Origin of the sequence: Paenarthrobacter sp. MSM-2-10-13 (assembly GCF_011605365.1) — a bacterium.
In the GTDB taxonomy this organism is placed as follows: Bacteria; Actinomycetota; Actinomycetes; order Actinomycetales; family Micrococcaceae; genus Arthrobacter.
The window spans coordinates 15671-35686 of sequence record NZ_JAAOXO010000007.1; the positions used below are offsets into that span (position 1 = coordinate 15671).

Annotated in this window: 19 protein-coding genes; 10 read left to right on the top strand and 9 right to left on the bottom strand. The window is 63.2% G+C overall.

Features of this window, described 5'->3' with window-relative positions; translation table 11 throughout:
• Positions 1 to 8: 8 nt before the first annotated feature.
• From HAV21_RS14095 to HAV21_RS14120, 6 genes are read left to right on the top strand one after another with little or no spacing between them, the layout of a single operon-like run.
• Positions 9 to 1013: an ABC transporter substrate-binding protein gene (locus HAV21_RS14095; RefSeq protein WP_166842145.1), complete on the top strand. Its 1005-nt coding sequence runs from the start codon at positions 9 to 11 to the stop codon at positions 1011 to 1013.
• Positions 1010 to 2176 (top strand): LLM class flavin-dependent oxidoreductase, encoded by a 1167-nt coding sequence (locus tag HAV21_RS14100; RefSeq protein ID WP_166842146.1) that lies wholly within the window; start codon positions 1010 to 1012, stop codon positions 2174 to 2176. The genes HAV21_RS14095 and HAV21_RS14100 overlap by 4 nt, the downstream gene beginning before the upstream one ends.
• Positions 2160 to 2987 carry a DUF1684 domain-containing protein gene (locus tag HAV21_RS14105; protein ID WP_166842147.1) on the top strand — a complete coding sequence of 276 codons (828 nt, stop codon included), beginning with the start codon at positions 2160 to 2162 and terminating at the stop codon, positions 2985 to 2987. Before HAV21_RS14100 ends, HAV21_RS14105 begins: the two co-directional genes overlap by 17 nt.
• Positions 2984 to 4051, top strand: coding sequence for an LLM class flavin-dependent oxidoreductase (locus HAV21_RS14110; protein WP_166842148.1), 1068 nt, complete (start codon positions 2984 to 2986; stop codon positions 4049 to 4051). Before HAV21_RS14105 ends, HAV21_RS14110 begins: the two co-directional genes overlap by 4 nt.
• A 9-nt stretch (positions 4052 to 4060) precedes the next feature.
• Positions 4061 to 5404 carry an NtaA/DmoA family FMN-dependent monooxygenase gene (locus tag HAV21_RS14115; RefSeq protein WP_166842149.1) on the top strand — a complete coding sequence of 448 codons (1344 nt, stop codon included), beginning with the start codon at positions 4061 to 4063 and terminating at the stop codon, positions 5402 to 5404.
• Positions 5404 to 5565 (top strand): hypothetical protein, encoded by a 162-nt coding sequence (locus tag HAV21_RS14120; RefSeq protein WP_166842150.1) that lies wholly within the window; start codon positions 5404 to 5406, stop codon positions 5563 to 5565. Before HAV21_RS14115 ends, HAV21_RS14120 begins: the two co-directional genes overlap by 1 nt.
• A gap of 14 nt (positions 5566 to 5579) precedes the next feature.
• Here the strand turns inward: HAV21_RS14120 and HAV21_RS14125 are convergent, their stop codons facing one another.
• The 3 genes from HAV21_RS14125 to HAV21_RS14135 all read right to left on the bottom strand — a co-directional run bounded on the left by HAV21_RS14125 (position 5580) and on the right by HAV21_RS14135 (position 7718).
• Positions 5580 to 6785 (bottom strand): VCBS repeat-containing protein, encoded by a 1206-nt coding sequence (locus HAV21_RS14125; protein WP_166842151.1) that lies wholly within the window; start codon positions 6783 to 6785, stop codon positions 5580 to 5582.
• A gap of 114 nt (positions 6786 to 6899) precedes the next feature.
• On the bottom strand, positions 6900 to 7343 hold the full coding sequence (locus tag HAV21_RS14130; protein ID WP_166842152.1) for a GNAT family N-acetyltransferase: 444 nt from the start codon (positions 7341 to 7343) through the stop codon (positions 6900 to 6902).
• A 36-nt stretch (positions 7344 to 7379) separates the two neighbouring features.
• A complete protein-coding gene (locus HAV21_RS14135; protein WP_166842153.1) occupies positions 7380 to 7718 on the bottom strand; it encodes a ribbon-helix-helix protein, CopG family in 339 nt (112 codons plus the stop codon).
• Between the two features lie 396 nt (positions 7719 to 8114).
• Between HAV21_RS14135 and HAV21_RS14140 the strand changes: the two genes are divergently transcribed.
• Complete coding sequence (locus HAV21_RS14140) at positions 8115 to 9044, top strand: threonine/serine dehydratase (protein ID WP_166842154.1); 930 nt, start codon at positions 8115 to 8117, stop codon at positions 9042 to 9044.
• Positions 9045 to 9141: 97 nt separating this feature from the next.
• On the opposite strand, the gene HAV21_RS14145 is transcribed toward HAV21_RS14140, so the two are convergent.
• Entirely contained in the window at positions 9142 to 10134 is a 993-nt protein-coding gene (locus tag HAV21_RS14145) for an ABC transporter substrate-binding protein (RefSeq protein WP_166842155.1), read from the bottom strand.
• A 280-nt stretch (positions 10135 to 10414) separates the two neighbouring features.
• Here HAV21_RS14145 and HAV21_RS14150 point away from each other — a divergent pair, with 280 nt between their 5' ends.
• Positions 10415 to 11404 (top strand): LLM class flavin-dependent oxidoreductase, encoded by a 990-nt coding sequence (locus tag HAV21_RS14150; RefSeq protein WP_142937697.1) that lies wholly within the window; start codon positions 10415 to 10417, stop codon positions 11402 to 11404.
• Between the two features lie 10 nt (positions 11405 to 11414).
• Here the strand turns inward: HAV21_RS14150 and HAV21_RS14155 are convergent, their stop codons facing one another.
• The 3 genes from HAV21_RS14155 to HAV21_RS14165 are packed head-to-tail and all read right to left on the bottom strand — an operon-like array spanning position 11415 to position 15468.
• Positions 11415 to 12851: an amidase gene (locus HAV21_RS14155; protein WP_166842156.1), complete on the bottom strand. Its 1437-nt coding sequence runs from the start codon at positions 12849 to 12851 to the stop codon at positions 11415 to 11417.
• Positions 12848 to 14080 carry a M20 family metallo-hydrolase gene (locus tag HAV21_RS14160; protein WP_166842157.1) on the bottom strand — a complete coding sequence of 411 codons (1233 nt, stop codon included), beginning with the start codon at positions 14078 to 14080 and terminating at the stop codon, positions 12848 to 12850. The genes HAV21_RS14155 and HAV21_RS14160 overlap by 4 nt, the downstream gene beginning before the upstream one ends.
• A gap of 44 nt (positions 14081 to 14124) precedes the next feature.
• Positions 14125 to 15468 carry an MFS transporter gene (locus tag HAV21_RS14165; RefSeq protein ID WP_142937700.1) on the bottom strand — a complete coding sequence of 448 codons (1344 nt, stop codon included), beginning with the start codon at positions 15466 to 15468 and terminating at the stop codon, positions 14125 to 14127.
• A gap of 53 nt (positions 15469 to 15521) precedes the next feature.
• Between HAV21_RS14165 and HAV21_RS22040 the strand changes: the two genes are divergently transcribed.
• The gene (locus tag HAV21_RS22040; RefSeq protein ID WP_208096876.1) at positions 15522 to 15734 is read left to right on the top strand and encodes a hypothetical protein; all 213 of its coding nucleotides are present in this window, start codon (positions 15522 to 15524) and stop codon (positions 15732 to 15734) included.
• Positions 15735 to 15807: 73 nt separating this feature from the next.
• Here the strand turns inward: HAV21_RS22040 and HAV21_RS14170 are convergent, their stop codons facing one another.
• Together HAV21_RS14170 and HAV21_RS14175 are read right to left on the bottom strand one after the other, a co-directional pair.
• The gene (locus HAV21_RS14170) at positions 15808 to 16725 is read right to left on the bottom strand and encodes a LysR family transcriptional regulator (protein WP_166842158.1); all 918 of its coding nucleotides are present in this window, start codon (positions 16723 to 16725) and stop codon (positions 15808 to 15810) included.
• A gap of 29 nt (positions 16726 to 16754) precedes the next feature.
• Positions 16755 to 18395, bottom strand: coding sequence for a PucR family transcriptional regulator ligand-binding domain-containing protein (locus tag HAV21_RS14175; RefSeq protein ID WP_166842159.1), 1641 nt, complete (start codon positions 18393 to 18395; stop codon positions 16755 to 16757).
• A gap of 113 nt (positions 18396 to 18508) precedes the next feature.
• Here HAV21_RS14175 and HAV21_RS14180 point away from each other — a divergent pair, with 113 nt between their 5' ends.
• A complete protein-coding gene (locus HAV21_RS14180) occupies positions 18509 to 19996 on the top strand; it encodes a CoA-acylating methylmalonate-semialdehyde dehydrogenase (RefSeq protein WP_166842160.1) in 1488 nt (495 codons plus the stop codon).
• Positions 19997 to 20016 lie beyond the last annotated feature (20 nt).

Genomic DNA, 20016 nt, shown 5'->3' on the forward strand with positions numbered 1-20016 from the left:
GACACCCCATGCTTCGCATTTCCAGCTCCACCAAGAAACACAAGATCCTGGCACTCGCTGTACTTCCCGCCGTCGTGCTTCCAGTGCTGGCCGGGTGCTCCGATCCTGGAGCGTCGGCAGCCCAGCCGGAGTCCGAAGCTGCCAAGAACGGGATTGTTTACAACACGTCCGTGGATCAGAACCGGATCCGCGGCGAAAAAGACGCTGCTGCCACCGCAAAGGTCCCCACGGCGATCGCCAAGGACGGCAAGCTGACCGTTGCCACTACCGCGGGTTCAATCCCGCTGTCCTTCCATGCCACGGACGACAAGACTCCGATCGGCGTTGAGGTGGACATTGCCCAACTTGTGGCGGACAAGCTCGGGCTGGAACTGGACCTTCAAGTGACGTCCTGGGAGAACTGGCCGCTCAAGACACAGTCCGGTGATTTTGAAGCCGTTTTCTCCAACGTGGGCATCAACGCAGCTCGAGTGAAGCTGTTTGATTTCTCCACCTACCGTGCGGCGTACATGGGCTTCGAAGCCAAGAAGAGCTCCACGTACGACATCAAGGGCTCGGATGACATTTCCGGACTGAAGATCTCCGTGGGCTCCGGCACCAACCAGGAGAAGATCCTGCTGGCCTGGAACAAGGAGCTCGAAGCCAAGGGCAAGGCACCGGCCACCCTGCAGTACTACTCCTCCGACGCCGACACCATCCTGGCGCTGTCCTCGGGCCGCACCGACCTGAACCTGGCACCGTACCCGTCAGTGACGTACCGCGAGAACACCCGCGATGACCTCAAAGTGGTGGGCAAGGTCAACGCAGGCTGGCCCGCGGAAACACTCGTTGCTGCCACCACCCTCAAGGGCAACGGTCTGGCGCCTGCCATCACGGACGCCCTGAACTCCACCATCAAGGACGGCTCCTACGGCAAAGTCCTGGAACGCTGGGGCCTCTCCGAGGAAGCCATCCCGGAGTCCAAAACAGTCACTGAGGCCACTTTTGTCACCCCGGCGGGGACCAACAAATGAAGTTCCAGGTCCTGGACATCATTCCCCACCTGAAGAACCCGGTCACGGGGGAGATCGTCTCCACCGCTGACCGCCTGAACCAGGTTGTTGAGACGGCGAAACGGGCCGAGGAACTGGGCTTCGACAGCTTCTCAGTGGGCGAACGCCACGCCGGCGAGTTCGTCTCGTCATCCCCGACGACGGTGCTCGCCGCGATTGCCGCCGTCACCAGCCGCATCCGCCTCCAGACCGGCGTCACTGTGCTCTCCGTGCTGGATCCGGTTCGCGTGGCCGAGGACTACGCCACCATCGACCAATTGAGCCGTGGCCGCCTGGAACTGGTGATCGGCAAGGGCAACGAAGTCCTGCAGTACCCGCTCTTTGGCCTGTCCCTGGACGATCAGTGGGACCTGCTCGCTGAAAAGTACTCGCTGCTACGCACGCTGTGGCGCAAGGAAAGCGTCACGTGGTCAGGTCGTTTCCGCCCGGCCCTCACCGAACCAACGACGACGACGCCGCGCCCCTTCGCCGGTTCGCCCCGTATTTGGCACGGCTCGGCTACAACCCTGACCTCCGCTGCGCTCGCAGCCAAGTGGGGTGATCCGTTGTTCACGGCCAACGCCATCCAGCCGCGTGGAAACTACAAGGTCCTGATTGACCACTACCGCGAAGAATACGAGCGCCACGGGCACGATCCTCGGCACCAGTATGTCGGCTCGGGAAGTGGCGCCGGCGGAGTGTTCATCGCGGACACCACGCAGGAAGCCATCCGCCAGTACGGGCCGGTGTACGAGGGCTTGACCGCCAACCGCAACGTCCCCGGCAACAACTCTCCCTTCCGGGACATCCAGCACGCCGTAGCCGAGGGCCCTGCCCTGGTCGGCAGCCCGGAACAGGTCATCGACAAGATCCTCAGCTACCACTCGCTGTACGCCCACGATCTCCAGTCGATCTCCTTGCCCACCACGCTGCCCTTCGAGCAGCAGCTGGAGATCCTGGAACGTTTCGCCCTGGAGGTCATCCCGGCCGTCCGTGCCGCGGCACCCACCACGCTGTGGGAAGCCGGGGATCCTTTCGCGGGCCGACCCGAATTTGCCGGGGCCACCGAACCCGACGCCGCAGCAGCAGTCACCGCAGACCACGCCTTCAACAGGACGGACAACGCCCATGTCTTTGCACACTGATACAGCACTCGAATCCTTCGGCGAGGAATGGCAGGAATGGCACGACGCCCATGAGCGCCACTGTGCCCACCCGCACGGCTTCCTCGCCGTGACCCACTTGCACTGGCTCAGCAGCGAGGCGAGCCGACTGGAAGGCGCGCCTGGCACCTGGAAGGCGGAGGACGACGTCGTGCGTGTTGTTCTGGAACCGGGCGAAAGCCTGCAGCTGGACGGCGTGGAACTCAACACCGGAGAGCCGCTGGAATTCGGTCCCATCGAGGAACGGGACGGGATCAACCTGGTCTCCGGCGGCACCGTGATTGAGGTGGCCAAGCGGGGCGGCGAGTACATCGTCCGGCCGCGAAACCCGGACAATCAACTCTTGCAGGACTACCAGGGGACGCCCGCCTACACACCCAACGCGGCATATGCCGTGGCTGGAACTTTTGTCCCGTTTGAAGCACCGCGCCCCACCACGGTGGGTGCCGCCGTCGAAGGTATCCAGCACGTCTACGAAGCCCCGGGCGAGATCCGTTTCAAGCTGGCCGGCGAGGAATTGGCGCTGACGGCATTCAACGGGCACGCACCGGGCTCGTTGTCCGTGCTGTTCACCGACCAGACCTCCGGCAAAACCACCTACGCAGCCAACCGCTCGCTGTCCGTGGTTCCCGCCCCTGATGGCTCCGTGCAGCTCGACTTCAACCGGGCCGTAAACCTGCCCTGCGCCTACACGGACCTGGCCACCTGCCCGCTCCCGCCTGCCGAGAACCGGTTGCCTGTGGCGATCGAAGCCGGCGAAAAAATCCCCTACGAACGTCAGGACCAGAAGTGAGTACCTTCGAAGAACGCAAGGCCGGGTTCCTGGCCATTGAACTCGACGGCGCCGGGTACCAGAACCTCGCCACCGCCGTCCTCGCAGCCGAATCGGCCGGTTTCCACGCAGCAACCTTTAAGGACACCCCGGAAGCCGGACGGACCAACGCCCTGCAGCGCGCAGCCTTTGCCGGACCCGTCACGCGCACCATCGCCGTCGTGCCGGAAATCGACACCGTTTACACGGAGCCTTTCCACGTTTCCACGCAACTCGCCAGCCTGGACTACGTGTCCGGCGGCCGGGCTGGTTGGATCGCTACCGCAGCGGTGTCACCCGAGGCCGCAGCCGCCGTCGGACGTTCGTTTGTTGAGGGCGACGCGCTGGCGCAGGAGGCTGCCGCGTCCATCGAGGTGAGCCGCCGCTTGTGGGATTCCTGGGAGGATGACGCCGTGATCCGCGACGTCGCCACCGGGCGGTACATCGACGTGGACAAGCTGCACTACGCGGACTTCGAAACGCCCGCTGACTTTGCCGGCACCGCCTATTCGGTGAAGGGACCATCCATCATTCCAAGGCCCCTCCAAGGGCAGCTGCCGGTGCTCGCCGCGGTGTCGCTGGTGGGCGAGGGCCTGGTTCCGGTAGACGCCGTGGACGCCGTGCTCGTTTCCGCTCCGACCCCGGAGCTGCTGGCTGCCGAGGTCCGCGACGCGAGGGCCCGGCTTGGTTCTTCGGTGGCGATTATTTCCGAGCTCGACGTCGTTCTTGACTCGCGTGGACAGGCTGCGGCTTCCCGCGTCGTGCCGTCCCACGACAGCGGCATCGCGCGGTTTGTCGGCACGGCAGCGGCCCTCACCGAGCTCCTCGCCCCACTGCTCCAGGAAGCCGACGGCGTTCGGCTCCATCCGGCCGTCCTTGACGTGGAGCTGGAGGAACTGTCCAGGCTGGTCCTCCCGGAGCTGCGTCGCCGCGGCTTGTTGCGGGCACCGATCCAGGACGGCACCTTCCGCGACGTCCTCGGACTGGCTCCGGCAGAGAACCGCTATTCGACCACTGCCGCGGCTCCTGTTGCCGCCGGAAAGTAGGGGAACACCATGACACGCGACATTTTCCAGCCAAGCGGGCAGATCCAGTTCGGGATCTTCTTCCAAGGCGTCAACTCCGGGACCATCTGGAAGGCGCCCCAAGCGGGTTCGCAGACGGACTTCGAATCCTTCCGCCACATCGCCCAAACTGCCGAGCGCGGTAAGTTTGCCGCCTTCTTCCTGGGCGAAGGGCTGCGCCTGCGCGAACACCTCGGCCGCCCCCATGCCCTCGATGTGGTGGGCCGGCCTGACGCTCAGACCATGCTGGCCGCACTTGCTGCAGTCACCAAGAACATCGGCTTGGTAGCCACTCAAAACACCACGTACAACGACCCCGCTGACCTGGCGCACCGCTTGCAGTCCTTGGACCTGATCTCCGGGGGCCGGGCGGCGTGGAACATCGTCACCACGGACAACGCCTGGACCGGTGCTAACTTCCGCCGCGGTGGATACCTGGACCACGCCGACCGTTACAAACACGCTGAAGCCTTTGTTGAGACCGCCAAGAGGATCTGGGACTCGTGGGAAACTCCCACCGGCCCCGCCCGGCCAGTCCTCCACGAAGGCCAGCACTACACCGTTGATGTGACCCCGCGCCTGCCGCGCAGCGCCCAGTACCGCCCCGTGCTCTTCCAAGCCGGCGATTCCCCGGACGGGCGTGACTTCGCAGCCCGCCAAGCCGACGTGATCTTCTCCGCCCATCCCAAGTTCGATGACGCCGTGGAGTTCCGCCGGGACATCGTGGCACGTTCCATCGCCGCGGGCCGCGGTGCCAACGCCGTGCAGATCATGCCTGCCAGTGAATTCATCCTGGGTGCCACCGATCAGGAAGCACAGGAGAAGAAGGCATGGGTACGGAGCCTGCAGATCGGACCGCAGCAGGCCATCGCCTACCTGGAACAGTTCTGGGGGCGGGAGCTCTCCTCCTACGACCCCGACGGCCCACTCCCCGAGATTGATCCAGTGGTGGAGGAAACCTCTGAGACGCGCGGCAGCGGCTTCCACGGCGCCAAGGCCCGTCAGCTTGCGGATCAGTGGAGGGCCGAAGCCAAAGACAAGGGCCTGTCCATCCGCCAGTTCGTCACCTCCAAGACGGCACGCATCGATGCCACATTTACCGGCTCCTACACCGCGGTGGCGGACCACCTCGCCGAGTATGCCCGGGTTGGGGCGGTGGATGGCTTCAACATCTCACCATGGCTCATTCCCACAGGCTTGGACGAGATCGTGAACCACCTGGTCCCCGAACTCCAGGAACGCGGCGTCTACCCCACCGAATACCGGGGCGCTACCCTCCGCGAAAACCTGGGTCTGGAGACGCCGGTGCGGACCGAAGAGCCGGCGCACGCCTGATGAAGGCTGAACACCTGCTGAGAAACGTGCTGCGGCGGCTCGGCTTCCAGCCGCGCCCCGGAGCAACAGCGCCCGACGACGGCGGCGTGAGTGCCGCCGTCGTCGACGTTTCGCGCGGGACAGTCAGCTTGCAACTGACGGTGGGCAGCCAGCCACTATAGTTTCTCCTCAGGATCTAAAGGAGCTCGCGGAACACGTTCCATCCGTTTCCAATAGGCCCGTAAGGACCATAGAGGCCTGTAGTGGCGGCGCCGGTGGAGTACGTGACGAGGTCGCCGTTGCCGTTGATGGCGACAAGATTGTTGTACTTCTGATGAGCAAAACTGCCCAGGCCCGCCACATCCAGGAACTCATTCCAGCCACCACCCATGAAGGCCTGGGCACCCCAGCCGCCCTGGCCGTTGGCTGAGTAGAGCTGGAGGCCGCCGTTGATGTCCCGGCCGAAGACCTCCACGGTGCCGTCACCGTTCATGTCGCCACCGGGAATGATCTTGTTCATGACCTGCCAACCCCAGCCCACCTTGGACGGGGTGAGCCACCCACCGTTGCCGTCGCCGGGGTAGAGGAACAGCTCGCCGGCCGGGTTTCTTGCCAGGACGTCGTTGGTGCCGTCGCCAGTGAAGTCCCCGGGACCCACGATGGAGTCGAAGACATTCCAGCCGGAGCCCACTTGCCGCGTTGGAAGCCAGCCGCCGTTGCCGTCGCCGGGATACAGGAACAACTGACCTGACGCGTTCCGCGCCAGGAGGTCGTTGAACCCGTCGCCGTCAAAATCTCCGGGGGAGAAGACGATGTCGAACATGTTCCAGCCGGCACCCACCTGCCGGGGTTCATCCCAGGAGCCGAAGTAGGCCGGGCAAGGGCCCTCGCACATGCCTTTGTAATAGGTATAAGTGCGTGGATACAGGACCAGCCTGCCGTCATGGGTGCGGGCGAGAGGTTCAAAATTGCCGCGCCCGGTCCAGCCCATGGCGCGGCTGGAGGCCTTGATGGGTGTGGTCTCGGCGCTGACTTGCGTTCCAGTGGGGCAGCCTTGTTCACCAGGAGTGAGCGGGTAGACCCTCAAGGAGATGCGGCTGCCTTGGTCTTCAGGGAGGACACGCAGAGTTTCACCCTGACGCTCCGCCGGGAGTGGTTCGCCGTCCCTTAACCACTCCAAGGTGATCGCGTCCCCGGAGCCATCCGGGTTCCGGCAGCCCCAGTAGTCGTAGTTGTACTGCCGCCTCATCTCGGAGCCCACATACGGGACGCCGTCGATGAACGGCGTCGGCTGTGATGCCGCGGTGGCCGGACCAGCGGCGACTAGCCCTGAGCCCAGTAGTCCCATTGCGAGTGCGGTGGTGGCGGCGCTCTTGAATAGGCGCGCCTTAAAGATCCCCATGTTTCCCCCCGGAAAGTATCGCGTGGTAGCCGCGTGGTGTGTGCTGAGGGTACCGCACTTCCGCCCACCGAGTCAGGGGGTGGCGGTCACGGGGTGGTGGTTAGGGGGTGGCGGTCACGGCTTGGCGGGAGCCACCATGAAGACATCAACGGGGTCCTCGGATTCCAGCACGAAGCCGTGGCGTTCATACAGGCGACGGGCCGGGCTTCCCTGCAACACGTCCAGACGGAACGGGCGCCCGTCCACCGTTGCCGACATCACGTGGCGAAGCACGGCACTGCCCAGCCCTTTGCCCTGATGCGCCGGAGCCACATAGAAATGTTCAATCCACCGGCTGTCCGGCTCGGGGCGGATAGCGATCACGCCCGCGTCAACGCCGTCCGAATGGATGATGTACGTGTGCTCGGGCTGGAAGCCTTTCAGAAAGCGCTCGCGGACCCTCACTGGATCAAAGCGCTGCAGCCGTTCGAGATCCGGGCGCATCACCACGGCGCGCAGTTCGGCAATCCAGGAAGCGTCGGTGGCAACGGTGGGGCGGAGGACGAAGTCAACGGACATGGGTTCAAGCCTATGTCCACCCCCATATCGTTTTGTTCAGGACGCCTTGGCCAGGTACTCGGCCAATGCATCACGCATGATGGCTGAGGGCTTTCTCTGCTCAGCAGCGGCGCGGGCCACCAGTTGTGCGTCCATTTCCTCCGGAAGCCGGAGGGAACGAGACGGCGAGGTGCCCCGGGCACTCAATGACGGCTTTCCAACGGCGCGTCGTACAGCTTCCGCTGAACCCAGCGCAGCCTCAAGAATCGATCGTCCAGCTTCGGGACCGCTAGCCTTCGTGATGTGAGCATCAGGTCCGATGTCCGCTATCTCAGCCCAGTCGGCGAGACCCGCGTAGCGGTCCTCCTCTTTTGCTTCCATTCCAGCGTCACTCATAGCGCACTGCCCCTTTCTGCAATATCAAGAATCTTACGTCTGGCTTCCATGACGTGAAAGACAAAGATGTCGTCTGGCGGTGTAATAGACGCCATCACCTCTAAGGTCATCCGGTTGTCCCTACTGGGTCCGATAAAAAGATCAGGCCTGGTGGTTGTGTCCACGCGAGGCTCATCAAATTGTTGGATGCGGTAGGTGTAATTGAGGATTGCGTTCAGGGCATCTTCCCGCGTTACGCCATGTTTACCTGAGCTGCTAGCCCATCTAATCCCCATGGATTATTGTCACACAATAGTGGTTAATATTGCAAGACAATACAAGTGGATGCTGGAACCGGCAGGACGTCGCGCGCCCCACGCGAACCATAGGATGACATGGACGAAAGGTGCAGCCAGGATGGTCACACGTGAAGAGGTAGAAGCAGCGTACTCAAGGACGGCAGGTTGGGTTCGCCATACTCCGCTGGCTGAGAGCGGCGACCAAGAGGCCTATCAGCTGTGGTTCAAATGCGAGTACATGCAGCACACTGGATCCTTCAAGGCACGCGGCGCCTTCAACAGGCTCCTCACGGCGCAGGAAAGCGGCGAGCTAAACCCGGAGGTGGGCATCGTGGTGGCGTCCGGTGGCAATGCCGGCTTGGCCAATGCCTACGCCGCGGCCAGGATGGGGGTCCCGGCGACTGTATTCGTCCCGGAGTCTGCTCCGGCAAACAAAGTGCACAAGCTCTACGCGATTGGTGCCACTGTGGTCCAGGGCGGCGCGGAGTATGCGGACGCTTATGCCGCTGCGATCCGTTACGCGGAGGAAAAGGGCGCGGTCTACTGCCACGCTTATGATCAGCCCGAGATCGTAGCCGGTGCCGGTGGTGTTGGGCTTGAGCTCCTGGATGAACTGCCCGACGTCGACACCATTCTTGTTGCTGTAGGCGGCGGCGGGTTAATGGGTGGCATTGCTGCGGCCGCCGAGGGCAGGGCGCAGGTGGTGGGCGTCGAACCCGAGACAGTCCCCACGCTGCACACCGCGTTGGCCCAAGGTGAGCCGGTGGATGTGGCCGTGTCCGGAATCGCTGCGGACTCCCTTGGCGCCCGGCGGATTGGCGAAATCGGCTTTGGAGTGGCCCGGCGTACCGGGGTCCGGAGCGTCCTCGTCAGCGATGAAGACATTGTGACCGCCCGCAGGGCTCTCTGGGAAAATTACAGGATCGTGGTGGAGCACGGTGCAGCAGCGGCCTACGCGGCGTTGCTCTCAGGCGCCTACGCTCCACGGGCGGGCGAAACCGTTGCAGTGATCCTCTGCGGAGCCAACACCGATCCCGCCCACTTCTAACCGCACCCAACTGAGTAACAGCAGCACACAAAGAATCCCCGCCGGTTGATGTCCGGCGGGGATTCGTCGTCGGCAGGTGGCCCTGCCATAGCGGTTCCTACTTCTTGGGCAGGCCTGCCGGGTTCAGCTCGGACGCAGGAATCGCCTCGGATGAGAGGCCCCAACGGTCCAGGATCTTCGCGTAGCTTCCGTCCTTGATGAGGGTGTTCAGTGCAGCCTGAGCAGCCACCGCAAGGCCGTTGCCCTTCTGGGTGGTGAAAGCAATTTCAGCCTTCAGCGGCCAGCCGCCTTCCAACGTGCCCACTTCCTTGGTCTTGCCGTCCTTCGCAGCTTTGTAGGCCGCGGATGCGTTGGGTCCGAACGTCAGGTCCGCACGGCCCGACTGGAGGGCCAGCTGGGAGGCGGAGTCGTCGTCGTAATACTGGAACTCAACCGGCTTCAAGCCGTTCTTCTTGTTCTCCTCGTCCCAGCGCACCAGGATTGCTTCCTGGTTGGTGCCCGAGCCAACGATGATGCGCTTGCCGGCCACGTCCTTGGCTTCCTTGATGGTGGAGATGTCCGAGTCGGTCTTGGCGTAGAAGCCCAGGAGGTCGTTGCGGTACGTGGCGAAGTCGAACTTCTCCTTGCGCGCCTCGGTGACCGTGACATTGGATAGGACTGCCTCGTACTTGCCGGACTCGACACCCAGCGGCCAGTCCGCCCACGCTACCGGCAGCACCTCAACCTGCAGGCCCAGGCTCTCGCCCACTGCGTAGGCAATGTCCACTTCGCTGCCAATCAGCGTCTTGTTGTCCGTGGCGAACGTGCTCAGCGGGGGAGTGCCGCCGGTGGTCACCACGGTCAGCTTGCCGTCGGCCTTGATGGCGTCGGGAACCAAGGCGGCCGCGGCGGAGTCCACAGTCACCTTGATGCGGTCCTGCTGCGGGGTCAGGTTGAACTCTTTGGTGGAGGAGTTGGAAGAAACGTTCGACGCCGGGGCGCTCGGACCCGTAGCGGCGGTCGCCCCAGGATCGGAGCAGGCAGCCAGCCCCAGTATCGCCGTAGCGGCCAGCGCCGCGGTGGCCCCGGTCTTGAGAGCAAAGCGTGCCATGTGTTTCTCCTTGGGTTTCCCTGATCATCACGACAGGGAGGTCTGATGCGTACTTGTGGCTGCAACTATCCGGCAGCTTCCGGGAGCGGGTCAAAGCGTTCTGAAACGCTGGGATACAGGGGTTCACGGCAGTTAATCGGGCGTCGAAATGGGTCACAAAACACGGGCCAGGGCACCGCGCGACGCAACTCACAGAAATAAGCCGGGGGTCGTCGTCGTTGTCCATAGAGTGCCCGGCAATCAACCGTGCGGGCACCACAACGTACCGAAAGGCTTTCCTGTGACTGTTCCTCTTTCCATCCTCGACCTGGCAACCATCGGGAAGGGCCAGACGGTGGCGGAGAGCTTGGCGGGCAGTGTTGCCATGGCGCAGAAAGCCGAAGAGGTTGGGTACCGCCGTGTTTGGTACGCCGAGCACCACAACATGTCTGCGATTGCCTCCTCCGCTACCAGCGTGCTGATCGCTCACGTCGCCGCCCACACCAACACCATCCGCCTCGGGGCCGGTGGTGTGATGCTGCCCAACCATTCGCCGCTGACCATCGCTGAGCAGTTCGGCACGCTGGAAACACTGCACCCGGGACGGATCGACCTCGGACTGGGCCGTGCCCCCGGCAGCGACCAGAACACCATGCGCGCGTTGCGTCGGGACCATACTTCCTCGGACCGCTTCCCGCAGGACGTGTTGGAACTGCAGGGTTACCTCACTGGTCCCACACGCATCCAAGGTGTTGAAGCGACGCCGGGCAAGGGCACCAACGTGCCGCTGTACATCTTGGGATCCTCGCTGTTCGGCGCCCAGCTGGCAGCCCAGTTGGGTCTTCCATACGCGTTCGCTTCACACTTTGCCCCCGCCGCGCTTCAGGACGCTGTTGCCGTTTACCGCCGCGAATTCAAGCCCTCGGATCAGTTGTCCGAGCCGTACGTGATCGCCGGCGTGAACGTTACTGCCGCGGACTCCAACGCCGAGGCACAGGCCATCCACCTCGCTGTGAAGCGCGCCCGCGTCTCACTGTTCTTCGGTGGCGGCCGCGAGTTCACCGACGACGAAGCAGACATGGTGCTTGATTCCCCGCAAGGCCAGCACATTGCCCAAATGATGAAGTTCTCCGCTGTGGGAACCAAAGACGTGGTGCGTGACTACCTCGACGAGTTTGCGGCATTCGCTGATGCTGATGAACTGATCGTGGCCCACCAGAGCATCGGCACCGAAGAGCGCCTGCGGTCGGTGGAACTTGTGGCTGAGGTCGCGGGGCTTGTGGCCGCGTAGGCTGACTCCGCTAGCCCACATGCCCCGCGAATTCGGGAGCAGTGGGATGGCGATCAGCCCACGGAAGTGTGGATTCCACGGCCGCCCCGAGGTGGAAAACGGTGGCGTCATCAAATGGGTGTCCCACAATCTGCACTCCTGTGGGAATACCGCAGTCAGCCATTCCACTGGGAATGGCCAGGACCGGGCAACGGTTGGCGATATTGAACGGTGCCGTCATGTGTGCCTGCCAATAATGGCTGAGGTGCTGGCCGTTGACGTCGATTCCGTTGAGATAGTGGGCGTCTGCGTCCAAAGCCGGAGTAGCCGACGCCGGACACAGCAGCGCATCGAACCCGGTCATGGCCTCTGCCAGCTGTCCCTGCAGGAGGGTTTCGGCCCGGAGCCCGTCCACGAAACGGTTTCCCTCGGCCGCCGCGCGGGCATCAGCCATAAAACGCCTGGTGTAAGCGGCGAGCTGGGGCTCAGTCCCGGCCGTGTCGTCCTCCATGGCGGGACCCAGCAGGTATCCGAAATGCGTGAACATGGTTTTGCTGATCTCCTGGACGGTCCACGGGAGGACGATCTCTTCCACCACGGCCCCCGCCGCCGTGAGGGCTTGCGCCACTCGCCGCGTGTTGGCCTCAACATCGGGAGCTACGGGGTAATCGCCCAAGCGTATGCACAGCGCAACCCGTAAACCGGCCACAAATGCAGGATCGGGAGTTATGGACGCCGCGTCCGCCACAGTGGTGTGATCGCCGGGGTGTCGCCCGGACATGATATTCGCCAGCAACGCAGTATCTGCCACGGTACGTGCCATGGGGCCATCGCCGCGGTAGTGGTCCGCTGACAAAGGGGCTAATCCCGGGATCCTTCCGTAGGGAGCCTTATAGCCCACGGTTCCTGTGAACGACGCCGGCAGCCGGGTTGATCCCGCAATGTCTGATGCCGTGCACAGGGGTGCGAAGCCTGCAGCCAATGCCGCACCGGAACCTCCCGAAGACCCGCCGGGGGAGAACCGCAGATTCCAGGGGTTTCGGGTGACACCCCAGAGCGGGCTGTGCGTCACCGTTGCGCAGCTCAATTCCGGGGTGGTGGTCCGGGCATGAATGATTCCGCCGGCGCGTTGAATTCTCTCGATCACAGGATGGTCCGCCGCTGCAACGGTGTCCCTCCGCGCCACCAGGCCTTGGGAGAGTGTGCGCCCTTGAATCCCGTGCTTTTCTTTTGCAGCCACCGGCAACCCCAGAAGGGGAGTGATATCGCGTCCGCGGGCGTACCGCGTGGCGGCTTTTTGCGCAGCCGGCAGAGCGTCGTCGAAGAGCGTCTCCGTCAACGCATTGATGCCGCCGTTCACTTCCTCGATGCGGCTGATCAGCGATTGCAGGAGCTCCACAGGGGAAAGCTCACGGCGTCGGAACAAACCCAGGGCAGTACTGGCGTCCAAGTAGTGCAATTCGGTCACGCCAATTCTCCCTGCACCAGAGCCCGGGTAACACCCGTCAGCATCTCCACGCCGGTCACCATATCCTCGTCCGTGGTGAATTCGCGCTCGCAGTGGGATACGCCGTCCACACTAGGTACAAACAGCATCACCGAGGGAACAGCAGTGTTCATGGCCACGGAATCATGCCCGGCCATGGTCTGGATGCGGCGGGAAGACAGACCAAGGTTGGCAGCGACCTTGGCGGAGAGCTCCAGTCCGGCTTCCGGAAACCGGCGGATGGGGCGGATATCGAAGTCTTTGACGTTGACCTTGATGTCATGCTCAACGGCCAGCTCCTGGATATCTGCCAGTAACTTGGCCCGGGCCGACTTCACGATGTCCGGTTCAGCGGATCTCAGGTCCGCCACCAAGTGCACACGACGTGCCACGACGATTGGCGAGTTGGGCTCCAGCGTCAGTTGGCCCACGGAGGAGACCAGGGCCTCTTCTGCGAATTCCTCGGTGACTTGATGGACCATCAGGATGATTTTCGATGCAGCTACCAGCGCATCGTGGCGGTCTGCCATGGCCGTTGCACCGGTGTGGGACTGTTCGCCCAGCACTTCAATATCCAACTTCTGCGTGTACCAGCTGCTGTCAACGAGCCCGATGCTGATCCCTTCCCGCTCCAGGATCCGGCCCTGCTCGATGTGGATTTCTGCGTACCCCGCCGCGTTCGGTCCCGTATCTGTGCCGAGGTAGCCGATGCCTTCCAAGGCTTCACGGACTGAGACGCCTTGGAGATCTTTCACGGACAGCATCTCTTCGCGGTCAAACAGCCCAGTAAAAACAGAGCTTCCCATGACCGAAGGTGCGAACCTGCCGCCTTCCTCGTTGAACCAGTTGACCACGGCCAGGTTGAAGCGGGGCGCGTCGCCGGTGGTCTTGACGTCCAGGTCGATGGCCCGGGCAGCATGCAGAGCGGCAATGACGCCATAGGCGCCGTCAAACCGCCCACCCAGGGGTTGGCTGTCCAGGTGGGAACCGATCAGGATGAAGGGCGCCCCGGGCGTCCACTCAACCAGCCCGAACATATTGCCGATGCCGTCTACCTGAAGCTGCCATCCGGCGTCGTGAATCCACTGCCCAAACCAGGCGCGGGTTTCGGCATCTTCCGGCGTTGCGGCCTGGCGGTCTACGCCGTTGTTGGCTGTGGCACCGATGGTGGCCACATGGTGGAAGTCCTGAAGAAAAGCTGAGGAAGTCATGGAGGTCCTTAGGGTGCTGTGGAATGCGGTGGGTGCGGTGTGCGTCAGCCCATTCGGCCGCGGGTCTCGGGCACCTTGGTGAAGAGGATCAGGAGAAGCACGACGGCGGCAGCTGCCGCCATGTAGAGGCCCGGCGCGTGCGGTACTCCAGTAGCGCCTACCAAAGCCGTGCCGATGAGTGGAGCGGTGCCGCCGAAGATCGCATAGGCGCCGTTATAACTAACTGCGGCCGAGGTGAAGCGTGTTTTTGTGGTGAAGATCTCGACGAAGAACGTGTAGCAGCCGCCGCCGTAGATGCACAGTGCCACCACGAAGATGGACTGGCCGAGCAATGCCAGGGGCAGGCTGCCGCTGGTGACCAGCATGAAGCTCGGTATGGACAGCAAAGCCAAGGCAGCGGAACCAGCAATCAACATTGGCTTGCGGCCGAAACGATCCCCGATTCGTCCGCCGATCGGCAGGAGTACGGCATACAGTGCCAGTGCTGCGGCGTTGACCATCAGTGACTGCTCGCGGCTGAGCTTTCCTGTGGTCTGGACATATGAAACGAAGTAGGCAGAGAGGAAGTAGAATCCCATGGCTGTCAGGCCCATGACGAAGATGACCTGCACCATTCGGAGCTTGTTTTCGCGGAAAGCCTCGCGGATGGGGCTGAATTCCTTGGTCTGACCGGATTGTGCCTCTTTGAAGACATCGCTTTCTTCGGTACGGCTGCGAATCCACACTCCAAACAAGGCAAGGGGGAGGGCCAGCAGGAACGGAAGGCGCCATCCCCATTCCATGAATGCTGAGTTGGGCATGGACTGGCTGAGGATCAGGATCATGGAACCTGCCACCACAGAGGGCAGCGCTGTTGCCGCGATGGTGATGTTGAGCCAGAAGCCACGTTTGCTCACGGGCGCGTGTTCGAACACGAAGGACGGGGCGCCAACAGATTCGCCACCCGCGGAGAATCCTTGGATAAGCCGGCAGAGCACCAGGAGGGCCGGTGCCCAAGCTCCGATTTGAGCGTAGGTGGGGAGCAGTCCCATGAGGGCAGTGGCTCCGCCGATCGCTATGAGGGTGATGGTGAGGACGCGCCGCCGACCGATCCGATCACCCAGTGCACCGAAGAACAGGCCGCCGAGGGGGCGGACCACGAAAGCCACGCCGAACGTCGCGAACGTAGCGAGCATGGCTGTCAGCGGGTTGCTGCCCGGGAAGAAGAGTTGGGAGAACACCACAGCTGTGAGGCCGTAGAGGGTGAAGTCGTAGAATTCGATGAACTGACCGACGCTGCCGCCTGCCAGAACACGCTTCTGCATGGTTGTGGACTTGTCACTGGTGGAGGGCGCCGAGGCCGCTGGATCTTTGGCCGATTCGTGTGCGGCGAGCTTGTTGAGGGTCATGACTGCCACGCTAGGTTGCTCAGGTTTCCTGTTGCCGATTCAGTGTTTCGGCTATGGGAAATGATGTGGGCGATTATTGCCTGGTTATTGCTGACGGGGCCATGCGGGGAAACCGCGCGGACATTTTCGACGCTGTTCTGCACCATCGAATCTCCTCTGATCAGGATGGCAAACCGGGGTCCGGCCAAGGCGACTTTCCTGCAGTGGCGGGGACCTGGGGGTCTTCCGCGCTGATGTCGATGCCGGACTTGTTCAACCATCGGTGACCCGCGTCACATCTGTCCAATTGATTGTTTTTGATTCTGCGATCGATTTATTTGATAGAAGCTGGAGCGAAACCTAGTCGCGGGCAGCTCCGTACAAGGTCAGGCAGGTCTCTTCGAAAGCGAGGACGCGCTTGGTGGCCTGGACACCCTCCGGCCTGACCAGCATCACCTCGATCGGGGGGAAAGCGTCCGTCAATGCCAACGGGACCACCTTGCCGCCCGAGTAGGTCACGTCGCTGTGCAGGCGCTGGTTGAGGATGGCATAGCCGTGACCCTTGGCAACAAACGAGCGGACCGTCTCGTAGCCGGCAAATCGATGGCGGACATTCTGGACTACCCCTGCTGTGGCATACAACTGCTCGTAGTACTCCCGGCTGTGCGGGAGGTCCAACACCACGGAAGGCTCGCCGTCGAGCTCTTTCAGGGCAATTTCGCGTTCCGGGCGCCCCGCCGCCGGATGACCCTGGTGGACCAGGATGTGCGGCGGAACCCGCTCCACCACCTTGTAGGCGAACCCCTTGCCAAGACCCAGCCCGTAAGTGAGGGCAACATCGCAGCGGCCATCCATCAGCGCGTCCTGCAACGTGGCCAGGTCCGCCTCCAGAATGGAAACTTCGACGCCGGGATGCCGGGTTTCGAAGGTCTGCAGGATGGCGGGAAGACGGAAAGGCGCCAAGGGGGCAAAAACGCCCACTTTCAACTCACCTACCAGCGTGGTGGAAAGTCCCCGCGCCGACTCATACAGCGAATCTGCCTGCTCCAGGAAGGACTTGATGTCCTGGGCGAATTGGCGGCCGCTCTGCGTCAACCGCAAACCGCGGGACTTGTGGCGCACGAACAACTGCGTAGCCAGGCTTGCTTCCAGCTGAGCCATGGCAGCCGACAGGGCAGACTGCGTCACCATGAGCCGCTGGGCGGCAGCTGTCATATTCTCGAGTTCGGCCACCACGGCGAAGTACCGAAGTTGCGTCAGGGTGAAGGGCTTGGCCATCTGTCCATGGTGCCATCAACAGCGAGACGTCACTGCCCCCGGATGAGGTGTGCCAGGAGCGCCACGTGCAGTGAGGTCCGCGATTCCGCGTCCTCCAAATCCACCCCCAGCAGATCCTCGAGTTTCCTGAGCCTGGCGTAAAGAGTGGGCCGGCTCAGGTAGCCACTGCGTGCCATGGCGGCCTTGTTGCCACCGGATCCGAGGTACCGTCCCAGCAGGTCCAGGTATTCGCCTTTGCCTTCGGCGTCCGCTCGGAGGACGGCGGACAACTCCGACTCCACGAATTGCTGAACGCGGGGATCCTTGCGCAAGAGAGCCAGCAGCCCGCGGAGGCGCACGTCGGTAGCCCGGAAGTAGGGCTTGCCCGTATCCCGGAGCGTGGCGGCGCTTTCGGCCACATGCGCTGCTTCGTCGATGCCCGCTGCGGCCTCCAAGAGCGTTGGCTGCAGACGGCCAACTCCGATGATCCAGCCGGGGGGTGTGGCCTCAGCCGGACCGGCGGCTGCCTCCGCGAGGATGTGGAGCGTCGGTTCCTCCTGCTGCCGGGCGGGGAGGGAAAGGATCATTCCTACTGAACCGGACTGGATGCTTGCCGCCAACGCTGTGCCGGCGCTGGACTTCAATGCTTTGGCCAGCCTCTCCAAGAGTTCGCGCTCGTCCTGCTGGCCGGCGAAGGGGTCGCCGGAAAGGATGGGCGAACCCCATGCTGTGAGGGCAGTCCTGAATACGAGCGGCACATAGTAGGAGGATCGCTTCAACCCCAAGGAACCGGCGCGTGCCAATGCTTCTGCTTCGCTGAGCCCACGGGGTTGGCGGAGTGCGTTCAGGAGTCCGGCTTGCGCATGGTGGCTGAGCTCGCGCTGATCGCGATCCGCCAATCGGTTGATGGCCAGGGTCTGGGCCGCCCGTTCCAGAACCATGATGACCATGTCCTGATCGGCGTCCAAATCGGCGGGTGGCATAGGCACTACCAACCTGCCCCACACTTGTTGCCGTACTCCCACTGCCGCCTGGAGCCACTGTTCCGGTCCGGATCGTGCGGTGTGGGCAGGGAAGGGGGTGGTCCGGGATCGCCGCTCCCAGTCGTTCAGAAGATCCGTGGTGGATACGCGCTGCCCGGCATAGGCAAGAACCAGGTGTGAGAGGTCCTCCAGCACTACCGATGCACCGATCATGGAGGCCGCTTGCTCCACCACACGTTGGGTGTCGGCACTTTCCAAGCTCAGCACGGTGAAGGCCTCATGGACGTCGCGGGCACGTTCCACACGCTCCAGTTGTTCAGCCACGATCATCCTGTGCACAATCTCCGTGACCTGGACAAAGCGCACCCGACGCTCCACCACAACCACGGGCATGGAGGCGGAGCGGGCCGCTTTCTCCAGGGCCCTGCGGCTGCGGGGGCGCTGGCCAATGAGTTCCACAATCAGTCCGGCCGCTCCGGCGGCCTCCAGCGAAGAGATGAACGACGCCGACTCTTCCGGGGACTTCTCCAACTCCAGTCCTGTGGTCAGCACCAATTCCCCGCCGGACAGCAGGCCGCCGACGTCGAGAATTTCGCTGACGTGCACCCAGCGAACGGGCGCCTCCAAGCGGTCAGTACCGCCAAGAACGGTGGGTACGGCGGCCCGCAACACGGGAAGCTCAAGGACGGCGCGAACAGTGGGCAGCATTTACACAGTGTAAGGCTCTCAAGGAATTCTCTTACACATAGGCCCTACTGCGGCTGCTGAACGCCGGACAGACTGAATCCAGCCTGCACATCACCCCGCACCAAGGAGAACTCTTGAACACCATCGAGCACTGGATCAACGGCAGCTACGTCCCGGCCGGAGACCGCACCGCTCCCGTTACCAACCCGGCCACGGGTAAGGTCACCGGGCAGGTTGCCCTGGCCAGCGTGGAGGACGGAAACACCGCAGTCGCCGCCGCCAAAGCGGCCTTCCCGGCGTGGCGCGATACCTCCCTGGCCCGCCGAACCCAGGTTCTTTTCGCTTTCCGTGAGCTCCTCAACTCCCGCAAGGACGAGCTCGCCGCGATCATCACCTCCGAGCATGGCAAGGTGCTGGACGACGCCCTGGGCGAAGTAAGCCGCGGCCAGGAAGTGGTGGAGTTCGCCTGCGGTATTCCGCACCTGCTCAAGGGCAGCTACACCGAAAACGCCTCCACCAAGGTGGACATCCACTCCATCCGGCAAGCGCTGGGTCCCGTGGCAATCATCAGCCCGTTCAACTTCCCGGCAATGGTCCCCATGTGGTTCTTCCCCATCGCCATCGCGGCAGGCAACACCGTGATCATCAAGCCCAGCGAGAAGGACCCCACGGCCGTCAACTGGGTGGCCGAGCTCTGGAAGGAAGCCGGCCTTCCCGACGGCGTCTTCAACGTCCTCCACGGCGACAAAGTAGCGGTGGATACCCTGCTGACACACCCCGACGTCAAGGCCGTTTCCTTTGTGGGATCCACCCCGATTGCCAAGTACGTCTACGAGACCGCCACCGCCCACGGCAAGCGGGTCCAAGCCTTGGGCGGCGCGAAGAACCACATGATTGTCCTGCCCGACGCCGATCTTGACCTCGCCGCCGACGCCGCCATCAACGCAGGGTTCGGTTCAGCCGGCGAACGGTGCATGGCGGTCTCGGCGCTCCTGGCCGTCGGCGACATCGCTGATGCTTTGGTGGATAAAATCGCTGACCGTGCCCGCTCGCTGCGCACCGGCGATGGACTGCGAGGTTGCGATATGGGCCCGCTGGTGACCTCCCAGCACAGGGACAAGGTGTCCGGATACGTCGACGCCGGTGAAGCGGCAGGTGCCACGCTCGTCGTCGACGGTCGCAGCGTAGTTCCCGACTCCGAAGGCGACGGCTTCTTCGTAGGCCCCACCCTGTTCGATCACGTCACCACGGACATGTCCATCTACCAGGAAGAGATCTTCGGCCCGGTGCTCTCAGTGGTGCGGGTGGACAGCTACGACGACGCCCTGGCCACCATCAACGCCAACCCGTACGGCAACGGCACCGCGATTTTCACGAACGACGGCGGTGCCGCCCGCCGCTTCGAAAATGAGGTTGAGGTGGGAATGGTTGGCATCAACGTCCCCGTCCCGGTGCCCATGGCCTACTACTCGTTTGGCGGATGGAAGAACTCCCTGTTCGGAGACACCCACGCCCACGGTTCTGAAGGAGTGGGCTTCTTCACCCGGGGCAAAGCCGTCACCACCCGCTGGCTGGATCCCAGCCACGGCGGGATCAACCTCGGTTTCCCGCAAAACTCCTAAGCGTTCCCCCGAACTACTCA